Annotated in this window: 14 protein-coding genes, 1 tRNA gene and 3 pseudogenes; 10 read left to right on the forward strand and 8 right to left on the reverse strand. The window is 63.7% G+C overall.

The genetic code is table 11. The annotated features are described in order from the left end of the window. Nucleotides 1–8 precede the first annotated feature (8 nt). Entirely contained in the window at nucleotides 9–248 is a 240-nt protein-coding gene (locus BUQ73_RS19735) for a sulfurtransferase TusA family protein (RefSeq protein ID WP_027919941.1), read from the reverse strand. A 118-nt stretch (nucleotides 249–366) separates the two neighbouring features. Here BUQ73_RS19735 and BUQ73_RS19740 point away from each other — a divergent pair, with 118 nt between their 5' ends. Continuing rightward, a complete protein-coding gene (locus tag BUQ73_RS19740) occupies nucleotides 367–1,803 on the forward strand; it encodes a M48 family metalloprotease (RefSeq protein ID WP_079229335.1) in 1,437 nt (478 codons plus the stop codon). Nucleotides 1,804–1,949: 146 nt separating this feature from the next. On the opposite strand, the gene nadA is transcribed toward BUQ73_RS19740, so the two are convergent. Both nadA and BUQ73_RS19750 read right to left on the reverse strand, forming a co-directional pair. Next, nucleotides 1,950–3,008: a quinolinate synthase NadA gene (nadA, locus tag BUQ73_RS19745; RefSeq protein WP_016711984.1), complete on the reverse strand. Its 1,059-nt coding sequence runs from the start codon at nucleotides 3,006–3,008 to the stop codon at nucleotides 1,950–1,952. A gap of 263 nt (nucleotides 3,009–3,271) precedes the next feature. Continuing rightward, entirely contained in the window at nucleotides 3,272–4,780 is a 1,509-nt protein-coding gene (locus tag BUQ73_RS19750) for a YdgA family protein (RefSeq protein WP_079229336.1), read from the reverse strand. A gap of 483 nt (nucleotides 4,781–5,263) precedes the next feature. On the opposite strand from BUQ73_RS19750, the gene BUQ73_RS19755 reads away from it, so the two are divergent. From BUQ73_RS19755 to BUQ73_RS19790, 9 genes and pseudogenes are all read left to right on the forward strand, one after another. Further along, the gene (locus tag BUQ73_RS19755; RefSeq protein WP_079229337.1) at nucleotides 5,264–6,616 is read left to right on the forward strand and encodes an APC family permease; all 1,353 of its coding nucleotides are present in this window, start codon (nucleotides 5,264–5,266) and stop codon (nucleotides 6,614–6,616) included. Nucleotides 6,617–7,189: 573 nt separating this feature from the next. Continuing rightward, nucleotides 7,190–7,843, forward strand: a pseudogene (locus BUQ73_RS29015) (chemotaxis protein); the annotation flags it as partial. 369 nt (nucleotides 7,844–8,212) lie between these two features. After that, nucleotides 8,213–8,749 (forward strand): annotated as a pseudogene (locus BUQ73_RS29020) (methyl-accepting chemotaxis protein); the annotation flags it as partial. 146 nt (nucleotides 8,750–8,895) lie between these two features. Beyond that, nucleotides 8,896–9,855: a cation diffusion facilitator family transporter gene (locus BUQ73_RS19765; RefSeq protein WP_079229339.1), complete on the forward strand. Its 960-nt coding sequence runs from the start codon at nucleotides 8,896–8,898 to the stop codon at nucleotides 9,853–9,855. Between the two features lie 599 nt (nucleotides 9,856–10,454). Beyond that, entirely contained in the window at nucleotides 10,455–10,979 is a 525-nt protein-coding gene (locus BUQ73_RS19770) for a phage tail protein (RefSeq protein WP_079229340.1), read from the forward strand. A gap of 39 nt (nucleotides 10,980–11,018) precedes the next feature. Then, nucleotides 11,019–11,588, forward strand: coding sequence for a phage tail protein (locus BUQ73_RS19775; RefSeq protein WP_079229341.1), 570 nt, complete (start codon nucleotides 11,019–11,021; stop codon nucleotides 11,586–11,588). A 15-nt stretch (nucleotides 11,589–11,603) separates the two neighbouring features. After that, on the forward strand, nucleotides 11,604–12,134 hold the full coding sequence (locus BUQ73_RS19780; RefSeq protein ID WP_079229342.1) for a phage tail protein: 531 nt from the start codon (nucleotides 11,604–11,606) through the stop codon (nucleotides 12,132–12,134). Beyond that, a complete protein-coding gene (locus BUQ73_RS19785; RefSeq protein ID WP_079229343.1) occupies nucleotides 12,134–12,685 on the forward strand; it encodes a GNAT family N-acetyltransferase in 552 nt (183 codons plus the stop codon). Before BUQ73_RS19780 ends, BUQ73_RS19785 begins: the two co-directional genes overlap by 1 nt. A 103-nt stretch (nucleotides 12,686–12,788) precedes the next feature. Then, a complete protein-coding gene (locus tag BUQ73_RS19790; protein WP_161492852.1) occupies nucleotides 12,789–19,040 on the forward strand; it encodes a putative Ig domain-containing protein in 6,252 nt (2,083 codons plus the stop codon). Nucleotides 19,041–19,165: 125 nt separating this feature from the next. Here the strand turns inward: BUQ73_RS19790 and BUQ73_RS19795 are convergent. From BUQ73_RS19795 to ybgF, 5 genes and pseudogenes are all read right to left on the reverse strand, one after another. Beyond that, a pseudogene (locus BUQ73_RS19795) lies at nucleotides 19,166–19,536 on the reverse strand (DDE-type integrase/transposase/recombinase); the annotation flags it as partial. Between the two features lie 167 nt (nucleotides 19,537–19,703). After that, nucleotides 19,704–19,779 (reverse strand) — tRNA-Lys (locus BUQ73_RS19800). Nucleotides 19,780–19,840: 61 nt separating this feature from the next. Beyond that, nucleotides 19,841–20,515: a 7-cyano-7-deazaguanine synthase QueC gene (gene queC / locus BUQ73_RS19805; RefSeq protein WP_079229346.1), complete on the reverse strand. Its 675-nt coding sequence runs from the start codon at nucleotides 20,513–20,515 to the stop codon at nucleotides 19,841–19,843. A gap of 16 nt (nucleotides 20,516–20,531) precedes the next feature. Next, entirely contained in the window at nucleotides 20,532–21,179 is a 648-nt protein-coding gene (gene queE, locus BUQ73_RS19810; RefSeq protein ID WP_079229347.1) for a 7-carboxy-7-deazaguanine synthase QueE, read from the reverse strand. A gap of 159 nt (nucleotides 21,180–21,338) precedes the next feature. After that, the gene (gene ybgF, locus BUQ73_RS19815) at nucleotides 21,339–22,154 is read right to left on the reverse strand and encodes a tol-pal system protein YbgF (protein ID WP_079229348.1); all 816 of its coding nucleotides are present in this window, start codon (nucleotides 22,152–22,154) and stop codon (nucleotides 21,339–21,341) included. Between the last annotated feature and the right edge of the window lie 2 nt (nucleotides 22,155–22,156).

The raw sequence follows: 22,156 nt of genomic DNA on the forward strand, positions 1-22,156 counted from the left end.
GGGGTGGGTCAGGCCTTGCGTAGCCAGTAGGTATAAGTACCGGCCTCGGCCGTTTCATGCAGCAGGGTATGACCGGCAAGCTGGGCGAAAGTGCGGAAGTCGCGCTGCGAACCGGCATCGGTGGCGATAACCTTGAGTACCGCCCCGCTGGCCAGGCGATTGAGCTCCATCTTCGCCTTCAGCAGCGGCAGTGGGCAATTCAGCCCGCTGGCATCGAGTTCGGCGTCGCAGGTCAGGGTGTCACTCATCGGGCGCGTCTCCAGGGCGGGGCGGACAGTCTTGGGCAAAGCCCGGTAGCATACCGCCTCTGGTCGGCTCCGCGCGACCCGGCTACAGTAAGGCTTTTCGACCGACGCGAGCTTCTGCATGAATCTACTGCGCCCCACCCTGCTGGCGCTGGCCTGCCTGATGGCCCTCCCTGGCCATGCCGACGACCTGCCGTCACTGGGCGACGCCAGCTCCGCGATCGTCTCGCCGAAACAGGAGCACGACCTCGGTCGCGCCTGGCTGAGCCTGCTGCGCGGGCAGGTCAACCAGCTGAACGACCCGCAGCTCAAGGACTACGTCGAAACCACCGTCTACCGCCTGGCCGAAACCAGCCAACTGCAAGACCGGCGCCTGGAATTCATCCTGATCGACAGCCGCGAGCTCAACGCCTTCGCTGCCCCTGGTGGTATCGTCGGCGTCAACGGTGGCCTGTTCCTCAATGCCCAGACCGAAGGCGAGTACGCCTCGGTACTGGCGCACGAACTGGCGCACTTGTCGCAGCGCCACTTCGCCCGTGGCGTCGAGGCCCAGCAGCGCATGCAACTACCAATGATGGCTGCCCTGCTGGCCGGTATCGTGCTGGCGGCCGGGGGCGCTGGCGATGCCGGCATCGGCATGATCGCCGGCACCCAGGCTGCGGCGATTCAGGAGCAACGGCGCTTCTCGCGGCAGAACGAGCAGGAGGCTGACCGCGTCGGCATCCAGAACCTGGAAAAGGCCGGCTACGATCCGCGCAATATGCCAACCATGTTCGAGCGCCTGGCGCGCCAGTACCGCTACGATGCCAAACCACCAGAATTCCTGCTGACTCACCCGGTAACCGAATCGCGTATCGCCGACACCCGCAACCGCGCCGAGCAGGCGCCCAAGGGCGGCGTCGAGGACAGCCAGCGCTACCAGCTGATCCGCGCCCGCGTTGCCCTGACCTACGAGGGCACCCCTGGCCTTGCAGCCAAGCGCTTCCGCGCCCAGCTCGACGAAGACCCGAAACTGGACGCTGCGCGCTATGGCCTGGCCTTGGCGCAGATCAAGGGCGGCCAGCTCAACGAAGCGCGGGAAAACCTCAAGCCATTGCTGGCCAAGGCGCCCAACGACATCACTTACAACCTCGCGCAGATCGACCTGGATATCACCAACAACCGCCTGGCCGACGCGCAGCAGCGCGCCGAGCGCATGCAGGGGCTGTACCCGGGCAACTACCCGCTGAAACAGGTGCGTGCCGACCTGTTGGTGAAACAGAACAAGCCGGCCGAGGCCGAGAAGGTGCTGGACGACCTGCTCAAGAGCCGGCCGGATGACCCGGACGTGTGGTACGACATGGCTGAAGTGCGCGGGCTGTCGGGCAACACCATCGGCCTGCACCGGGCGCGCGCGGAATACTTCACCCTGGTGGGGGATTTCGACCAGGCGATCCAGCAGCTGGACTACGCCAAGCGCCGGGCGGGCAGCAACTTCCCGCTGGCATCGCAGATCGACCAGCGCCAGCGCGAGATCATGGAGCAGAAGCGCATGGTTATGGAAATGATGGGGCGCTGATAATTGGGGGGCGCTTTGCGCCCCTTTCCGACCGGTCCGGCGCCCCGGCAAGGCCGCTCCTACAAGAGGTATGCGATCACCTGTAGGAGCGGCCTTGCCGGGGCGCCGGACCGGTCGGAAAGGGGCGCGAAGCGGCCCCAGCAATTTCAGGCGTTACCGGAGAGTTTCAGGCGAGCTGCCTGGGTAAAATCCAGCATGCGGTTCAACGGTTTGATCGCCTTGGGCACCAGCGCCGGATCGACGAAAATCTCATCGCCGCCGTTACGCAGGCAATGCAGCACCCGCTCCAGGGTATTCATCGCCATCCAGGGGCAGTGCGCGCAGCTGCGGCACGCCGCGCCGTTACCGGCGGTCGGCGCTTCGACGAATTCCTTGTCCGGGCACAACTGCTGCATCTTGTAGAAGATGCCGCGGTCGGTAGCGACGATGAAGGTCTTGTTCGGCAGAGTCTGCGCCGCCTTGATCAGCTGGCTGGTGGAGCCCACCGCGTCGGCCAGTTCGATCACCGCTTCCGGCGACTCTGGGTGCACCAGGATGGCGGCATCCGGATACAGCGCCTTCATGTCGGCCAGCTGGCGCGACTTGAACTCTTCGTGAACGATGCAGGCACCGTCCCACAGCAGCATGTCGGCACCCGTCTGCTTCTGGATGTAGCGGCCCAGGTGCTGGTCCGGCCCCCAGATGATGGTTTCACCGTTGTCCATCAGGCTTTCGACGATTTCCAGCGCGCAGCTCGACGTCACCACCCAATCGGCCCGCGCCTTCACGGCAGCGGAGGTGTTGGCGTATACCACCACGGTACGCTCCGGATGCTGGTCGCAGAAGGCCGAGAACTCTTCGACCGGGCAGCCCAGGTCGAGCGAGCAGGTGGCCTCCAGGGTTGGCATCAGCACGCGCTTTTCCGGGGTGAGGATCTTGGCGGTTTCGCCCATGAAACGCACACCGGCGACGATCACCGTCTCGGCCGGGTGGTTCTTGCCGAACCGGGCCATTTCAAGTGAATCGGACACGCAACCGCCGGTCTCTTCGGCCAACGCCTGAATGACCGGGTCGCAGTAGTAATGAGCCACCAGCACGGCATTCTGCGCTTTCAGCTCGGCAGCGATGGCCGCACGGTATTCGGCCTCCTGCTCGGCAGTCAGCGGGTTCGGCTGCTTGGCGTCAAGGTGGGCCTGAACCAACAGGCGTTCGGAAATCTGGGTCATGATCGCTGGACCTGCAGGCGCGCGTGCGCGTCAAATCGAGTGTATCACCCGGCCCTGGCAGATCGGCTAAGGGTGCCGGACGGCAGGTACACCGCCACGGCCCTCTGCGGGCGCGGATTATTATCGGACGCCGAAGGCTACAGACAATCAAGGGAATTCTAAAGTGGTTTTTGTAGCGCCTGTGCCGGCTTCTTCGCGGCTAAAGCCGCTCCTACGGGAGCCAGCGCTGCACCTGAGGGCAGCGCTTTACCTGTAGCTTTGCGTCAGCCCTCTGGCTGCATGGCTGCGAAATGCGCCGCCAACAGCATGGCGAACTGTTCGACGGTCATCTTCTTGCCGTTGAAGTCGACCATGCCGTCTGCATAGTGCAGGCTCGAAACAACATCGTTGCCCTGCACGGTGGCCATGCCGCTCTGCAGCGCCATCATGCCGACCATCTCCCCGGCCTGGCTCGATTGCGCGGCAATCACCTGGGCATCGGTCTGCCCCTCCAGCAGCGCCTGCAACGTCGCCAGGTCACCGATCATCGGCTTGGACAACGACAGCTTGCTCTTCACCTCGGTGATCAGCTGCTTGCTCAACTGGTCAGGCGGCAGGTCGAACGAGGCCGGGCTGGCGAAATCCATCGACAGGTCGAAACGGCTCTCGCCATTGGCAGTGCGGAACGCCAGGTTCTCGATGGCCAGCTTCGGCCTGGAAGCCAGCAACTGTTGCAGATCGCCGTGGAACCTGGCTTTTTCCGCCTCGTCCATCTGGATTTCCGGCACCGGCTGGCCCGCAGCCTGTGCCGCTTCGAACTCCGGCAGGTGGGCCTGGTACCATTTGGACAGCGACTGCAAGGCCGGCGCGTTGAGCGACTTGATGCTCACACCCATCTGCGCGTTGCCAACCGCACGGCCGTCCCAGGTGATGTCTGCCACTCGGTAATCTACGCGGCCACCCACGGTGTCCGGGCCATCCAGTGTCTGCAGGACGTTCTGTTCAAGGCCCTTGAGCACCAGCACCTGTTGCTTGGCCCCCAAGGTCGCTTTGGCCTCGGCCAGCAGCAGGTCGACATTGCCGACGTACACGGCGTCATGCTTGCTGGCTGCCAGATTGCCGCCGACCTTCAGGCCCGAGAGTTCGATAGTGGCCGGCGGATGGTCCTCGCCGACCAGCTTGATTTCGAAACGATCCGCGCTGCCATGGAACTTCGACGCCTTGCCTTCCTGGTCACCGCTGACCTCCAGCGACATGCCCGAGAAGTCCAGGCTGCTGCCGTTGGCTTCGGTGCGCTTGAGCGGCGCCACAGTGATGTTGCTGTCGACGTTGCCCGAGAAGCCCAGGCTGGTGTGCGCGCTGATCGGCGACTGCTCACCAGCCGCAGCGAACCACGGCGCGGTGAGGTCGTCCTTCTGCAGGCTGCTGTTGCTCGCGGCCAGCACCGGCAACAGCTTCAGTGCCTTGACCCGCGACCAGGGGAACGGGCCGTGCTCTATCTGGTCGGTCATGCCAAGGTCGAAACTGACCACTTCGCCATGGCCAAGATTGATGTCCTTGGCCTTGAGCCGGTACTGCGCCGTGCTGCTGAAGAAATGCTGATCGAGCGAGACCAGTTCGACAGTCATGCTGCCGCCATAGTTGACCAGGGCCTTCTTGAGCTGTTCGTTGCTGCGGCTGACGGCGTTGTCCAGCTCCGCAGGCAACTGCTTGCCGGTGTACCAGGCGCCAGCGGTAGTGACGACGGCAATGGCGATGGCCAGGCCGGAAAGGATGCCTACTGATTTCTTCATGAATAGAACCGATCGATGTCCATATGGGCAGGTTCGCGGCGATGGCCGCACAAGGGCCGAAGAATATCACCCGGCGCCTGGTCAGGTGATGGCTGCGGTGACGAAATCCTATATTTAGGAAGCGTCCGACAAGCCTCCTCTCAACTTCCCACTTGTTAATTTTTACGGACATTCAAGTCGATCGAAACCGCAAAAAAACGCGCAAAAACCGAACATTCAGGCCGTTTAACCGATAAATATTTCAATTTCGCAACATCTTGTCATGTTTAACTTGACGCCTCCCTACCAATCGTTTTTTATTTTCACCACCTCGCCCAGCGCCCGATCCACGAAGAAGAAAAAGTCGCGCCGTCATGATGCTCGGATGCCCCTGCCCGCACGCTTCAACCTCCTCGCCAAGGCACTGCCAGCCTGACGTCGGCGCCTAGCACGCGCCTATCTCTGCTCCGAACAAAAAGGTGAACAACATGGAGCCACACCAGCATGCAGCATGACCACAACGCCACCGGCAACGGCCAATTCCGTAAATCCCTGCGCCTCTGGCACGTAGTCATCATCGGCCTGGCGTACCTCACGCCAATGACCGTGTTCGACACTTTCGGCATCGTGTCCGGCATTACCTCTGGCCACGTTCCCAGCGCCTACTTGCTGGCCCTGGCCGGCGTCCTGTTCACCGCCGTGAGTTACGGCACACTGGTACGCCGCTTCCCGCAGTCCGGCTCCGCCTACACCTACACCCAACGCGCCATCAACCCGCACGTGGGTTTCCTGGTCGGCTGGTCTTCGCTGCTTGATTACCTGTTGCTGCCCATGGTCAACGCGCTGCTGGCCAAGCTCTACCTCTCGGCCATGTTCCCCGAGGTGCCAGCGTGGATGTGGGTGGCCGGCTTCGTCACCCTGATCAGCCTGATCAACATGCGCAGCATCAACCTGGTCGCGCACTTCAACCTGCTGTTCGTGATCGTGCAGCTGATGATCATGTCGGTGTTCATCTACCTCTGCGTGCGCGGGCTGGACCAGGGTGAAGGGCTGGGGACCACCTGGAGCCTGACGCCTTTCGCCGACTCGCAGACGCAGCTCAGCGCCCTGGCAGCCGGCGCAACCATCCTGTGCTTCTCGTTCCTGGGCTTTGACGCAGTGACTTGCCTGTCCGAAGAAACCAAGGATCCGGGCAAGATCATTCCGCGTGCGATCTTCCTCACCGCCCTGATCGGTGGCGTCGTGTTCATCGGTGTGTCGTACTTCATGCAGGCGTACTTCCCGACCAACGCTCGCTTCCATGACCCGGAAGCGGCACTGCCGGAAATCGCCCTGTACGTCGGTGGCAAGCTGTTCCAGTCGATCTTCATCGCCTGCACGGTCATTAACACCATCGCCTCGGGCCTGGCTTCGCAGACCAGCGTATCGCGCCTGTTGTACGTGATGGGCCGCGACAATGTGATCCCGAGCGGCGTGTTCGCCCGCCTGCATCCGCGCTACAAGACCCCGGTGGTGAACATTGCCGTGGTCGGCGTGATTGCCCTCTCGGCGATCTTCTTCGACCTGGTCACCGCCACCTCGATCATCAACTTCGGCGCGCTGGTAGCGTTCAGCTTCGTCAACCTGTCGGTGATCTGCCATTGCTACCTGCGTGAGGGCAATCGCCAGGGGCTGGCCAACAAGATGAAGTACCTGGTCCTGCCGACCATCGGCTTCTGCATCATCGCCAAGCTCTGGCTTGACCTCAACGAACATTCGTTGATATTCGGCGGCCTGTGGGCAGTGGCGGGGCTGATACACCTGGCCTGGCTGACCAAAGCCTTCCGTGTCGCACCACCGAACTACGTCGCTGAATGACACTAGCCACCGACAACGCCCGCGCCTGAACGCGGGCGTTGTTCTTGTTCGAAAAGGAATGCCCAGATGCCGCTGCGCCGCCTCTCCATTCAATGGAAGATCACCCTGCTCGCCGGCCTTTGCTTGCTGGCCATCGTCGCCTTGCTGGTCGCCAGCTCACTGGCTCAATCACGGCGTAGCGCAGCGTTGGTCAACCAGGCCAACACCGAAATGCTCGAACACAGCGCGCGCCTGCGCCTGCAGGCCCACGCCGAGACCCAGGCGTTGCGCATCCAGCGCTATTTCATGGACGCCTACCAGTACGGCAACGGGTTTGCCCGCCTGGTCCAGGTGCTCAAGACCAAGGGCGGCAGCGACCTGCGCGCCGAACTGACCCGCCAGGCCCACGCCAGCCTTGCCGGCAACCCGGACGTTATCGGCCTGTACCTGGTGTTCCAGCCCAATGCGCTGGACCACCTGGATAGCCAGTTCATCGGCCAGGAGAACAGCGGCAGCAACGAAAGCGGACGCTTCTCGCTGTACTGGTCGCAACCCACCCCAGGCACCCTGGAACTGGAGGCGATGCCCGAGTCCATGCTGGGCGACAACAGCCCCGGCACCAATGGCCTGGCCAAGAACCGCTGGCTGACCTGCCCGCAGGAAACCGCCAGGGCCTGCGTGCTCGAGCCCTACCTCGACGAGGTCAATGGTCACCAGGTGCTGATGACCAGCATCGCTCTGCCGCTGCTGGAAAACGGCAAGGTCGTGGGCGTGATCGGCCTGGACATCGGCCTGAACAATCTCCAGCAACTGAGCCTGGATGGCCGCCAGGAACTGTTCGACGGCCAGGGCCAGGTCAGCATTGTCAGCGCTGCCGGCCTGCTCGCCGGGCACAGCCGTGACGCCAGCAAGCTGGGCCAGCCACTGGACAAGGAGGTGGATCAGGGCCTGCTGCGCGTGACACGGCCGTTTGCGCCGATCCCTGACGCCACGCCCTGGCAGGTGCAACTGGAACTGCCCGAAGCGGTGCTGCAAGCACCCGCACTGGCCCTTAACCAGCGCCTGGACACCCATAACCAGAGCGCCAACCTGACCAGCCTGCTGATTGGCCTGGGCGCGGCAATCATCGGCCTGCTGCTGGTATGGCTGACCGCACGTGGCGTTACCCGCCCGATCCTCGCCGTGGCCGCGCGCCTGGAAGACATCGCCAGCGGCGAAGGTGACCTGACCCGTCGCCTGGACTACGCCCGCCAGGACGAACTGGGCCAGCTGACGGGCTGGTTCAACCGCTTCCTCGACAAGCTGCAACCGGTGATCGCCCAGGTCAAGGGCTCACTGCTCGAAGCCCGCGGCACTGCCGACCAGTCCGCCGCCATCGCCAGCCAGACCAGCAATGGCATGCAGCAGCAGCAACGGGAAATCGAACAGGTTGCCACCGCTGCCAACGAAATGAGCGCCACCGCCCAGGATGTTGCCCACAACGCTGCACAGGCGGCCCAGGCTGCACGTGGCGCCGATCAGGCCAGCCGTGAGGGCCTGCAACTGATCGCCAGCACCCGCCAGACCATCGACCAGCTGGCCACCGGCATGGACGTCGCCATGGACGAGGCCCGTGCGCTGGAGCAGCGCAGCGAGCAGATCGGCTCGGTGCTCGAAGTAATCCGCGCGATTGCCGAGCAAACCAACCTGCTGGCACTCAATGCCGCCATCGAAGCCGCACGCGCAGGCGAAGCCGGGCGTGGTTTTGCCGTGGTCGCCGACGAAGTGCGCAGCCTGGCCCAGCGCACCCAGGTGTCGGTAGAAGAGATTCGCCAGGTAATCGAAGGGCTGCAGCAAGGTACTCAGGACGTGGTCGGCGCCATGCATGAAGGCCAACGCCAGGCCCAGGCCAGCGCCACGCGCATGGAGCAGGCGTTGCCCGCACTGGAGCGCATCGGCGAGGCCGTGGCGGTGATCAGCGACATGAACCTGCAGATTGCCTCGGCGGCCGAGGAACAGAGTGCGGTGGCAGAGGAAGTGAACCGCAACGTGGCCGGCATTCGCGACGTGACCGAGTCACTGTCCGGGCAGGCCGATGAATCGGCGCGGATCAGTCAGGCCCTGAACAGGCTGGCCAACCAGCAACAGGCATTGATGGAACAGTTTCGCGTCTAGCCTGTCAGGGCCTCTTCGCGGGCAAGCCCGCTCCCACAAGTACAGCGCCTCACTCAAGGCTTGTGATATCACTGTGGGAGCGGGCTTTCCCGCGAAGAGGCCGGCACAGGCCCCAAAGAGCAACATCGTCTTTCTGAGCTTAAGTTATGCAAACCACACCTCGATCTTCTTTCTTCGATATAACCAGCGAACAGGGCCTGTTACGTACCTCGATCGCCGTCACCTTGTTCATCGCCACCATCGGCATCGGCTTCGGCCTGGCATCCGGCTCGTTCTCGATCGTCTTCGATGGCGTCTACTCGCTGGTCGACGCCAGCATGAGCGGCCTTTCACTGGTAGTGGTCAAACTGATCACCTCGCACGCCACCAGCCTGCAACTCTCGCGCAAGCTGCGTGAGCGCTTCACCATGGGCTTCTGGCATCTGGAACCGATGGTCCTCGCACTCAACGGTATCCTGCTCAGCGGCGTCGCCATCTACGCGTTGATCAACGCGGTCAGCAGCCTGCTGCAGGGTGGCCGACACCTGGAGTTCGGCATCGCCATGGTCTACGCACTGCTGACCGTGATCGCCTGCGCAACCATCGCCGTGGTAGAGGACCGCGCCAACCGCAAACTGAAGTCGGACTTCGTGCGCATGGACGTGAAAGGCTGGGTGATGTCGGCCAGCATCACCGCCGCCCTGCTGATCGCCTTCTGCTTCGGCTACGCGGTGCAGGGCACACCGTGGGAGTGGGTGTCTCCGTACATCGACCCGGCAGTACTGGCACTGGTCTGTCTGGTGATCATTCCGCTGCCACTGTCGGTAGTGCGCCAGGCGCTGTCGGAGATCTTCCTGGTGACACCGGGCGACCTGAAGCTGCACGTTGACGAAGTGGCGCGCGCCTTCGTGGCACGGCACGGCCTGCAGTCTTACAGAGCCTATGTGGCCAAGGTCGGGCGCTCGCGCGAGATCGAACTGTATTTCATCGTGCCGAAGACCATGGCGGCGAAAACCATCGATGAATGGGACGCGTGGCGTAATGAAATCGGCGATGCGGTAGGCGGTGAAGGGCCGGATCGCTGGATCACCGTAGTGTTTACCGGGGATCCCGAGTGGGCTGAGTAATCAGCGGGGGCGCCCCGACACCGGGCAGCCATGAACGACAAAGCCCGCAACCATGACTGGTTGCGGGCTTTGTCTTACTGCATATGGTGGGTCGTGCAGGATTTGAACCTACGACCCATTCGTTAATGCGCTTCTGATCCTGGCGAGCCTGTTCTCGGACAGCGACATCTCAGTAACGCCCTCGCGGCCTGGCGGCTTCGGCCATGGTCAGGATGAGTGCAGGGCCCAGCAGCTTGAACTGTTCAGCTATGCCCTCAGAGGAATAGTACGGAACAAGGGCTCTCTTTCCGCCCTCAGGGTTGGTTTTCAGGTGAGTCGGGAGAGGCAACAACTATCCTGACACCAGGGGCAACCAAGTGATGGCAATTGCCCATCATTTCGCGCTAGGATCCATTCCATCGAAGACCAAAGTCCGTGCCCACGGCGCCTTCGCTCCCCCCATGCGCCAAGGACAGGAACCGCTGCATACTTCACAAATGGATGCTGTGACCTCTAGTTGACCGTATAACCGATTTTTTTCGCTAGTTGTTTGAACTGCGTGCTCCCCTGCGCAAAACATTGCCAGTGCCTCACATTTCCCTGATGGAGTTAACAACTACATGGATTACTTCCTTGGCGAAATCCGCCTGTTCCCGTTTGGAATCATCCCCAGGGGGTGGGCGCCCTGCAACGGTCAACTGCTGTCAGTTCAGTCGAACGCTGCACTGTTCGCACTCCTCGGCTCCCGTTTTGGCGGTGACGGCAGCACCACCTTTGGCCTGCCAGACCTGCGCGGCCGCGTTGCCGTGGGCACCAACCAGGTCACCCAGGTGGGCATGCAAGCCGGCTCCGAATCGAACACCTTGACCGCAAGCGAGCTGCCCCCGCACACCCACAGCATCACGGTCAGCGTCGCCTCGGCCAACAATTCCGCACCTGACGGCGCCTTCTTCGGCGTCAGCCTGCTGAACTCCGGCGTCCCTGGTGGTGCGACCTACGTCGCCGCAGGCAGCCCCACGCAGACCGCCCTTCACCCCGCCACCATCAGCTCGGCGTTCCCCAATACGCCCGCCGAAAACCGCCAGCCCACACTGGGCATGAACTATTGCATCTCGCTGAGCGGCGTTTACCCGCCCCACCAGTAAAACGTCTACGAACAGCACATTTTTGACCAGGGGCAAGACATGTCTGATCCATATGTTGGTGAAGTTCGGATTTTCGCAGGCCAGTACGCGCCAGTCGGCTGGCACCTGTGTGACGGCACAGTGATGCAGATCACGGGTAACGAAGCGTTGTACTCGCTCATCGGTACTGTTTATGGCGGGGATGGCAGAACCACGTTCGCCCTGCCGGACCTGCGCGGGCGCGCGCCAGTCAGCCAAGGCCGGGGCAACGGCCTGAGCAACGTGGCACTGGGCCAGAGTTCAGGGTTCGAGCAGGTCACCCTGACCTACAGCAACCTCCCCTCCCATACGCACCTGTTCGTCGCCAGCACTGCCGTGGCCGACCAGACGGCGCCGACTACAGCCGCGAACACACCCATTCGCACCTTCGGCACCTTCACCCAGAACAAGGCAGTCAACGGCCTGTACAACACCGGGTCCAAGGCAAGCGCGCTGGTTCAGCTCAACCAGGCCTGCGTTGGCCAGACCGGTGGCTCTGGAGCGGCAGCAACGCCCGTCGACAACATGATGAGCTCGATGCCCATGAACTACATCATCGCCCTGCAGGGCGTCTACCCATCGCAAGCCTGAGGAAGTGGAATAAACATGGACGCTTTCTACGGTGAAATCCGGCTGTTTCCGTACAACTACATTCCACAGGACTGGGCGATCTGCAATGGCCAGCAAATGGCGATCGCTCAATACCAGGCGGTGTACGCCATCCTCGGCATCACGTTCGGCGGTGACGGGAAAAACTATTTCAACCTGCCCAACCTCAACGCCAGCACCGTGATCGGCAGCGGCACCGGTAACGGCCTCACGCCGCGTCCGTTCGGCAAGGCGGTGGGGGCCAATACCACCACACTGACGCCTGCGAACATGCCTGCCCATAACCATGCCATCACGGTAGCGGACGGCACCGATGGCGCCATCCAGAACAACCCTGCCAACAACGCCTACCTACAGTCGCCACGCCAGAGCAAGATGTTCAACATGACACCCTCTGCCGGCTGCACCTTGGCCAGCACGACGGTGTCAGTGGCAGGCCTGGCTCAGCCGGTGAACAACATGCAACCTTATCTCAACATGGTCTACTGCATGTGCGTCTCCAACGGCTATTGGCCCGAGAAGCCCTGATGCAAAGCGCTCGCATCGCCGAGCGCCTGTGTTCGGCCTGCCCCGCCCCAACCACTTTCACCTTGCGCACGCAGGGTGAGGATGACTTGGGTTTTTTGCGTCAACTGTTCGTCAGCCGGCGCTGGGCCGAGGCCTGCGCGATGCCGGGTTGGGACGACCAGCAACGCCTGGCCTTTTTGCACAGCCAGGCCGACCTGCAGCAACGCCACTATAGCCAGCACTACAGCGGCGCTGCTTTTCTGATCATCGAGGTGCAAGGCCAGGCCATCGGCCGCCTGTGCATCAACGCCGATGGCGACAACCTGCGCCTGGTGGATATCGCACTGCTGGAGCAATGGCAACGGCGCGGGATAGGCGCCACTCTGCTGTGTTCCCTCGCTGCACTGGCCGATGAGTCCGGGGCCAGCGTGGCCCTGTCGGTGGACAGTTTCAGCCCAGCCCGCAGGCTCTATGAGCGCCATGGTTTCCTGGCCCTGCCAGGCGAAGGCCTGTCGCTGCAGATGCACAGGCCCGCCAATCCACTTCGGGAGCGTGCGCCCATGACCGGCTAGCCGCATCTCAAGCATGCCCCCGAACTCCCGCCGGCCTGCCCGGCGGCGCCCTCGTTACCTTGAGCCGTAGACCATCGCACAGCGGTATATGGCAGGAAGCCCCATGACACATTCAGTCCATCGCCACGGAATCTGGCTGTACCGCACATTCGCCTTGATCTGCCTGCTATGGCTCAGCCAGGTCTTCGCCGTGGCCCAGGCCGCCCCGGTCATCAGCCCGGCCTCTGGCACCTACCTTGGCAGCGTGCCGCTGAACCAACCGTTCAGCGTGGTGCTCACCGCCTCCGGCGGCAGCGGCGGCTACCAGGGCTGGTACGAGTGCGATGCCAGTGACATCAACTACGACCCCAACGCCCAGTGCATGCCGACGGGGCTGGCGATCAACGAAAGCTTCGGCAGCGCCACCACCACCATCAGCGGTACACCCACGGTGGCCGGGCACTATGACTTCTATGTCTCGGTCTACGATGGCAACTCGCTGCTGCCTGGCGTGGCTCGCTACACCCTCGATGTCGGCGCCAGCAGTACCCCGACCCTGTCTGGCATCAGCCCCAACAACGGCAGCACCGCAGGCGGCACCAGCGTGACCCTGACCGGCACCAACCTCACCGGCGCCACCGCGGTCACCATCGGCGGCACGGCCGCCACCAGCGTCACCGTGGTCAACGCCACCACCATCACCGCCACCACCCCAGCCCATGCCGCCGGTACGGTCAACGTGACGGTCACCACCCCGGGCGGCACGGCCACCCTGACCAACGCCTACAGCTATGTGACGCCAGTGCCCACCTTGAGCAGCGTCAGCCCCAACAGCGGCACCACCGCAGGCGGCACCAGCGTGACCCTGACCGGCACCAACCTCACCGGCGCCACCGCGGTCACCATCGGTGGCACGGCCGCCACCAGCGTCACCGTGGTCAACGCCACCACCATCACCGCCACCACCCCAGCCCATGCCTCCGGTACGGTCAACGTGACGGTCACCACCCCGGGCGGCACGGCCACCCTGACCAACGCCTACAGCTATGTGACGCCAGTGCCCACCTTGAGCAGCGTCAGCCCCAACAGCGGCACCACCGCAGGCGGCACCAGCGTGACCCTGACCGGCACCAACCTCACCGGTGCCACTGCGGTCACCATTGGCGGCACAGCCGCCACCGGCATCACCGTGGTCAACGCCACCACCATTACCGCCACCGCCCCGGCCCATGCCGCCGGTACGGCCAACGTGACGGTTACTACCCCGGGCGGCACCGCCACCCTGACCAATGCCTACACTTATGTGACGCCCACGCCGACCTTGAGCAGCGTCAGCCCCAACAACGGCACTACCGCCGGCGGCACCAGCGTGACCCTGACCGGCACCAACTTCAGCGGCGCCACCGGCGTTACCTTCGGAGGCGTTTCCGCCACCGGTATCACCGTGGTCAACGCCACCACCATTACCGCCACCACCCCGGCCAATGTCGCCGGTGCGGTCAACGTGGTGGTCACCACCCCGGGCGGCACCGCCACCCTGACCAACGCCTACACCTACGTGACCCCGGCGCCGACCCTGAGTGGCGCCAGCCCCAACAGCGGCACCACCGCCGGCAGCACCAGCGTGACCCTCACCGGTAACAACCTGATCGGCACCACGGGCGTCACCTTCGGTGGCAGCGCCGCTACCGGCGTGACCGTCAACAGCAGCACCTCGGTCACCGTGGTCACCCCGGCCCATGCTGCCGGCGCGGTGGATGTCGTACTCAGCACACCCGGCGGCACCGCCACCCTGGTCAGCGGCTACACCTATATCGCCCCCTCGCCGCCCGTGGCCGGTGCGGTCAGCGTCGCGGTGGCGGCCAACAGCAGCAACAACAGCATTACCCTGAACATTACCGGCGGCACCGCCACCAGCGTGGCCGTGGCCAGCGGGCCAGGCCAGGGCACCACCAACGTTTCCGGTACCAGCATCACCTACACCCCCACCGCCGGCTATTCCGGTGGCGACAGCTTCACCTACACCGCCACCGGCCCAGGCGGTACTTCGGCGCCAGCGACGGTCACCATCAGCGTCAACTCGCCGACCCTGGTCATCAGCCCGAGCACCCTGCCCAACGCCACGGCCAGCAACGTCTACAGCCAGACTTTGAGCACCGCCAACGGTGCTACGCCTTACAGCTACGCGGTCACCTCCGGCGCCTTGCCGCCCGGCCTGAGCCTGGGCAGCGGTGGCGTCCTGAGCGGCACCCCCAGCGCCGTCGGCACCTTCAATTTCACGGTCACCTCCACCGACGCCCACAACGCCACCGGCAGCCAGGCCTACAGCCTGACCGTGGCCGCGGCGACCATCACCATCACCCCCACGATCCTTGGCACGCTCACCACAGGTTCGGCTTACAGCCAAACCCTGAGCGCCACCGGCGGCAACGGCAGCTACACCTGGTCGACCAGCGGCTCGCTGCCGCCCGGCATCACCGTCAGCAGCAGCGGCCTGGTCAGCGGCACGCCAACCAGCATCGGCAACTACAGCTTTACCGTCACCGTCACCGATAGCCTCGGCTCAACCGGCTCGCGGGGTTACAGCGTGACGGTCAACGACCAGGCCCCGGTCGCCACCAGTTCCACCTTGACCGTGCAAGGCGGCAGCAGCAACAACCCGGTCGCCCTGAACCTCACCGGTGGCTCGGTGAGCCAGGTGAGCATCGTCTCCAATGCCAGCAACGGCACCGCCACCGCCACAGGCACTACCATCCTCTTCACCCCGGCCGCGGGCTATTCCGGCATCGACAGCTTCACCTACAACGCCACCGGCCCGGGCGGTACGTCCAATACCGCCACCGTTAGCGTGACCGTCACCGCGCCGACCATCAGCATCACCCCGGCAACCCTGACAGGCGCCACGCAGAACACCGCTTACTCGCAGGCCCTGACCGCTAGCGGCAGCAGCGGGTCGTACGCCTTCAGCGTAGTTTCGGGCAGCCTGCCGGCGGGCATGAACCTGTCGTCGGCCGGCTTGCTGAGCGGCACGCCCACCGCTGGCGGCAACAGCAGCTTCACCGTGCGCGCCATGAGCAGCAGCGGCTTCTTCGGCGACCAGGCCTACACCCTGGTGGTCACCAGCCAGGCGCCAGTGGCTGGCCCGCTGAGCCTCACCGTGGCAGCCAACAGTTCGGCCAACCCGGTCACCCTGAACCTGAGCGGTGGCGCCACCACCAGCGTCAGCGTGAGCAGCGGCCCGACCCACGGCACCACCTCGGTGAGCGGTACCACCATTACCTACACACCTACCGCCGGCTATTCCGGTGGCGACAGCTTCACCTACACCGCCTCCGGTCCAGGCGGTACTTCGGCGCCAGCGACGGTCACCATCAGCGTCAACGCGCCGGCCCTGGTCATCAGCCCGAGCACCCTGCCCAACGCCACGGCCAGCAACGTCTACAGCCAGACTTTGAGCACCGCCAACGGTGCTACGCCTTACAGCTACGCGGTCACTTCCGGCGCCTTGCCGCCCGGCCTGAGCCTGGGCAGCGGTGGCGTCCTGAGCGGCACCCCCAGCGCCGTCGGCACCTTCAATTTCACGGTCACCTCCACCGACGCCCACAACGCCACCGGCAGCCAGGCCTACAGCCTGACCGTGGCCGCGGCGACCATCACCATCACCCCCACGACCCTTGGCACGCTCACCACAGGTTCGGCTTACAGCCAAACCCTGAGCGCCACCGGCGGCAACGGCAGCTACACCTGGTCGACCAGCGGCTCGCTGCCGCCCGGCATCACCGTCAGCAACAGCGGCGTGGTCAGCGGCACGCCAACCAGCATCGGCAACTACAGCTTTACCGTCACCGTCACCGATAGCCTCGGCTCAACCGGCACGCAGGGTTACAGCGTGACGGTCAACGACCAGGCCCCGGTCGCCACCAGTTCCACCTTGACCGTGCAAGGCGGCAGCAGCAACAACCCGGTCGCCCTGAACCTCACCGGTGGCTCGGTGAGCCAGGTGAGCATCGTCTCCAATGCCAGCAACGGCACCGCCACCGCCACAGGCACTACCATCCTCTTCACCCCGGCCGCGGGCTATTCCGGCATCGACAGCTTCACCTACAACGCCACCGGCCCGGGCGGTACGTCCAATACCGCCACCGTTAACGTGACCGTCACCGCGCCGACCATCAGCATCACCCCGGCAACCCTGACAGGCGCCACGCAGAACACCGCCTACTCGCAGGCCCTGACCGCTAGCGGCAGCAGCGGGTCGTACGCCTTCAGCGTAGTTTCGGGCAGCCTGCCGGCGGGCATGAACCTGTCGTCGGCCGGCTTGCTGAGCGGCACGCCCACCGCTGGCGGCGACAGCAGCTTCACCGTGCGCGCCACGAGCAGCAGCGGCTTCTTCGGCGACCAGGCCTACACCCTGACAGTCACCAGCCAGGCGCCAGTGGCCAGCCCGCTGAGCCTTAACGTGACAGCCAACAGTTCGGCCAACCCGGTCACCCTGAACCTGAGCGGTGGCGCCACCACCAGCGTCAGCGTGAGCAGCGGCCCGACCCACGGCACTACATCGGTGAGCGGCACCACCATCACCTACACCCCTACCGCCGGCTATTCCGGCCCAGACAGCTTCAGCTACATCGCCACCGGCGCCGGCGGTAGCTCGTCAGCGGCAACCGTGAGCATCACCGTGCAGCCGCCAACCCTGGCGATCACCCCGGCCACCCCGACCCTGCCTGCAGCCAGCCAGAACACCGCCTACAGCCAGAGCCTAAGCACCAGCGGCGGTACCGCGCCGTACAGCTTTGCCGTGACCAGCGGCGCACTGCCGGCCGGCCTGGCCCTGGACGCCGGCGGCAATCTCAGCGGCATGCCGACGGCGGTGGTCACCGCTAACTTCACGGTCACCGTCACCGACGCCAACGGCGCCACCGGCAGCCGCCCTTACAGCCTGGAGGTGCAGGCCCTGCCTGTAGTAGTGGCACCGAGCAGCGAAACCGTGGAGCCGGGCCAGACCGCCACGGTCGACCTGACCCGCGGCGCCACCGGCGGCCCGTTCACCAGCGCCACCCTGCTGTCGGTAAGCCCACCTTCGGCCGGTACCGCACGCATGACCGGCGCGTTCACCATGCGCTTCGCCCCGGCTGCAGCCTTCAGCGGCAGCGCGGTGGTGAGCTTCCGCCTGCTGGCCGCCAGCGGCAACTCGGCTGCAAGCTTCGTCACCTTTGCCGTGCAAGCGCGCCCCGACCCGACCAAGGACGCCGAAGTGATCGGCCTGCTCAACGCCCAATCGCGGGCAGCCGAGCGCTTTGCCAGCACCCAGATGGACAACTTCAACCGCCGCCTGGAGCAGCTGCACCGCCCCACCTGTGACCGCAACTCGTTCAACGCCAGCGTGCGCCACGGCCGCGATGACGTGAGCCTGGGCAGCCTGGGCAAGGCACTGCGCGACGAGCTGGAAGGCAGCGGCAAGGGCGGCGATGAGGACGACGACGAAAAACGCCGCCAGGAGCGCGATAGCTCCCGTGCCACCACCGGCGAATGCAGCGAAGAGGCCCTGGCGTTCTGGACCGATGGCTTCGTTAACACCGGTTCCAACCGCGCCCGTGGTGCCAAGGACAACAGCTTCACCACCTATGGCCTGAGCGCCGGCATGGACTATCGCCTGTCACCAAGGGCCGTGGTGGGCGTGGGCTTTGGCTACGGCAACGACCGCGCCGACATCGGCGAGCATGACACCCGCAGCGAAGGTGACGCACTGGGCCTGGCGGCCTACCTGAGCATCAACCCGCTGTCGGAGGTGTATATCGATGCGCTGCTGGGCTACAACCGCTTGAGCTTCGATTCGCGCCGTTATGTCACCGCCGCCCCGTCCAATGGCTATGCCCAAGGCTCACGTGATGCCGACCAGTTGTTCGCCTCGCTGACCGCCAGCTACGAGTACCGCCAGGGGCCGCTATCGCTGGCCCCGTATGCGCGCATCAACAGTAGCTACACCAAGCTCGATGCCTTCAGCGAGCGTGGCGGCGGTGCCTATGCCCTGGCCTACGAAGAGCAGACCCTGCGCTACTTCACCTCGTTCGTGGGGTTGCGCTCGGGCTACGACATCGATACCCGCTTTGGTGTGCTGACGCCGCGGGCGGGCCTGTCCTGGGGCCACAACTTCAGCCGCAACCAGGACTACCGCATGCGCTACGCCGATCAGGGCAGCGACGGTGTGCTGTACCGATTGTCGCCCGACCCGATGGACACCAACTTCATGGACCTGGACACCGGGCTAGACCTGGCCCTGGGACGCAGCTGGCGCCTGGGTTTCTCGTACAAGACTGCGCTGGGCACCAATGAGCGCAACGAGATGTTCCGTATCGGGCTGGATGGCAAGTTCTGACCGTCCCCCCATGTAGGAGCCGGCTTGCCGGCTTCTTTCTCTAGTCCTGCAACAAGTTTCCACCTGTTCAGGTAGACCGATAGGCCTCAAAAAGCCCGATGCACTGCATCGGGCTTTTTTTCGGGGACTAATAGCTGGTGACGACGTCGCTTTTGTAATGCCTGCTTGAAGGCTTGCGCCACTGACTCGACATGCAGGCTTTCATGGGCGTGATGACCAACAATTTTCCTGGAGTACGTATCCGTTATCAGGCTCAGGTACAGCGGGCCGTTACGTGCAGGCAGGTAAGTAATATCGGTAACCCAGACGTGCTCCGGCCTTGTCGGAACGACTTGGCTTGAGCCAGGCTTGAGTAAGTTGGGATGGCGGTAGAAGTGATGAAAGCTTTGTATTGTCTTGTGGTAGGCCGCCTAGGCAGCACTAGCAAACGGCACTCACCCAAGACCTGGGACAGCCAGTCGTGGCCGACTTGGAGTCGTTGCTCAGGATGGCAATGCTTAGTCCTGCAACTTGACCAGGAACGAAAAAGCCCGCCAGAAACGGCGGGCTTTTCAATATTTACATCACGCCGAAGCGAGTCTAAGGCTCGCTCCAGACGGCTGCAAGACTAGAAACTGGCTGGCAAGCCGACCTTGCTAGTACATCACGAACCGCTGTGAATAGTGGTGGGTCGTGTAGGATTCGAACCTACGACCAATTGGTTAAAAGCCAACTGCTCTACCAACTGAGCTAACGACCCATTGGATGGCGCGTATAATACTGATTTCTAACGATAAATCAATACCTGAGCCAACCTTTTGTCAGAAGTAGCGGGTTGGATCTGCTACGCCCGCCGCCTTGAAACCATCAGCACGCAGACGGCAGCTGTCGCACTTGCCACAGGCCTGGCCTTCATCATTAGCCTGGTAGCAGGAGACCGTCAGGCTGTAGTCCACACCTCGGGCGATACCCGCTTGCACGATCTGCGCCTTGCTCATGTTCTGCAGCGGTGCCTGGATGCGGAAGCCCTGCCCTTCGACACCCGCCTTGGTGGCCAGGTTGGCCATGCGCTCGAAGGCCTCGACGAACTCTGGGCGGCAATCCGGGTAGCCGGAATAGTCCACGGCGTTGACACCGATGAAGATGTCACGCGCTTCCAATACTTCCGCCCAGCCCAGGGCCAGCGACAGGAACACGGTGTTGCGGGCCGGCACGTAGGTCACCGGGATGCCCTCGCCCGGAGTCTCCGGCACATCGATGCTGCTGTCGGTCAGGGCCGAGCCGCCGATACCATCGAGGTTCAGGCCAATGACCTTGTGCTCGACCACGCCCAGGTCACGGGCGACGCGGGCTGCGGCATTCAGCTCGGCGCGATGGCGCTGGCCATAGTCGAAGCTCATGGTGTAGCAGCTGTAGCCTTCGGCCTTGGCCATGGCTACGACCGTGGCCGAGTCGAGGCCGCCAGACAGCAGGATTACCGCGCGTTTCTCAGTCATCTCTTTCACTCCTCAATCAACGTCCGGGTTCGTCGTTCCACAGCAGCTTGTGCAGCTGCATCTGGAAGCGCACGGGCAGGTTGTCGGCGACGATCCAGTCAGCCAGGTCGGTGGCGCTCACCTGATGATGGCTGGGCGAGAACAGCACTTCGCCAGCGCGTTCGGCCAGGTTGTACTGGATCAGCTTGGACACTGCCCAGTCATAGTCCTCGCGGGAACAGATGACGAACTTGACCTGGTCGTTGCGGGTCAACTGCTCGATGTTCTCGTAGCGGTTGCGGTGCGACTCTTCCGAGCCTGGGGTCTTGAGGTCGACCACACGGCTGACGCGCACGTCGGTGCCAGAAATATCGAGGGCGCCACTGGTTTCCAGCGAGACCTCGTAGCCGGCATCGCACAGGCGTTGCAGCAGCGGCAAGGCGTTCGGCTGGGCCAATGGCTCGCCACCGGTAACGCAGACATAACGCGGCTTGAAGCCGGCCACCTGCTCAAGGATCGAATCGAGGGTGCGAATGGTACCGCCGGTGAAGGCGTAGGCACTGTCGCAGTACTGGCAGCGCAGGGGGCAACCGGTCAGGCGCACGAAAACCGTGGGCAGCCCAGCCGTTCGTGTTTCACCCTGCAAAGAGTAAAAGACTTCGGTGATGCGTAATGTGTCTTGCATGCTCGCCACGGGCGTGACAGCTAAACAGGCTGTCCGCCTCCGTCAGGCACTGTCGCGGACTCGACATGGCGTTATCCGCTACAGCGTGTTTATAAAAAAAGGGACGTGATTCTAACGAAAAAACCCGCGGCGAGCGCGGGTTTCTTGCAAAGGTGCAGCTTAGAGCTTCTGCAGGTCGCGTTGCGCCAGTTGCGCGGCGGATGTGCCGGGGTACTGGGTGATGACTTGCTGCAGGATACCCTTGACCTTGTCGGTGTGGCCCATGCGGCGCTCGACATCAGCCAGCTTGTACAGCGAATCGGGCACCTTGCTGTGCTTGGGGTACTTCTGGCTGACCTGGGCGAAGGCCTGGCTGGCAGCGGGCAGGTCGCCCTTGGCCAGGTTCACTTCACCCAGCCAGTATTGCGCGTTGCCGGCGTACTGGCTGTTCGGGTACTTGCGCAGGAAGGCGTTGAACGCCTGGCTGGCCTTGTCGAAGTCCTTCTGCTTGATCAGGTCGAAAGCGGCATCGTAATAGAGCTTTTCTTTCGCCGGATCACCGGGCTCGCTATTGGCGGCCGGTTGTTGAGCAGCAGCGCCAGCGGCGCCAGCTGCTGCACCGGCGGCGGCATCGGGTGCACCACCGGTGGAGGAATTGTCGGGGGTCGCGGCAGGCGCGCCACCACTGTTGATGCGACGATCAAGATCCTGGTAACGCTCCAGGTTTTCCTGCTTCATGCGCGACACATCGTTCTGCAACTCTTCGATGATGCCTTGCTGACGGGAAAGTTGATCCTGCATCTGTTGCAGCTGCATGAACAGCTGGCCCTGTGCCGAGGCAGGGGTCGAAGCCCCTGCGCCGGCATAGGCGCCGCTCGTGCCATAACCGGAAGGTGGGTAAGCACCCCCGTTGTCATCAACTACAGGAACCGCAGCCCACGCCGAAAGCGGAAGGCTGAGTGCGAGGACGGTTACAGCACGACGGCACATACGCATAA

Source organism: Pseudomonas putida (genome assembly GCF_002025705.1).
Classification (GTDB): domain Bacteria; phylum Pseudomonadota; class Gammaproteobacteria; order Pseudomonadales; family Pseudomonadaceae; genus Aquipseudomonas; species Aquipseudomonas putida_J.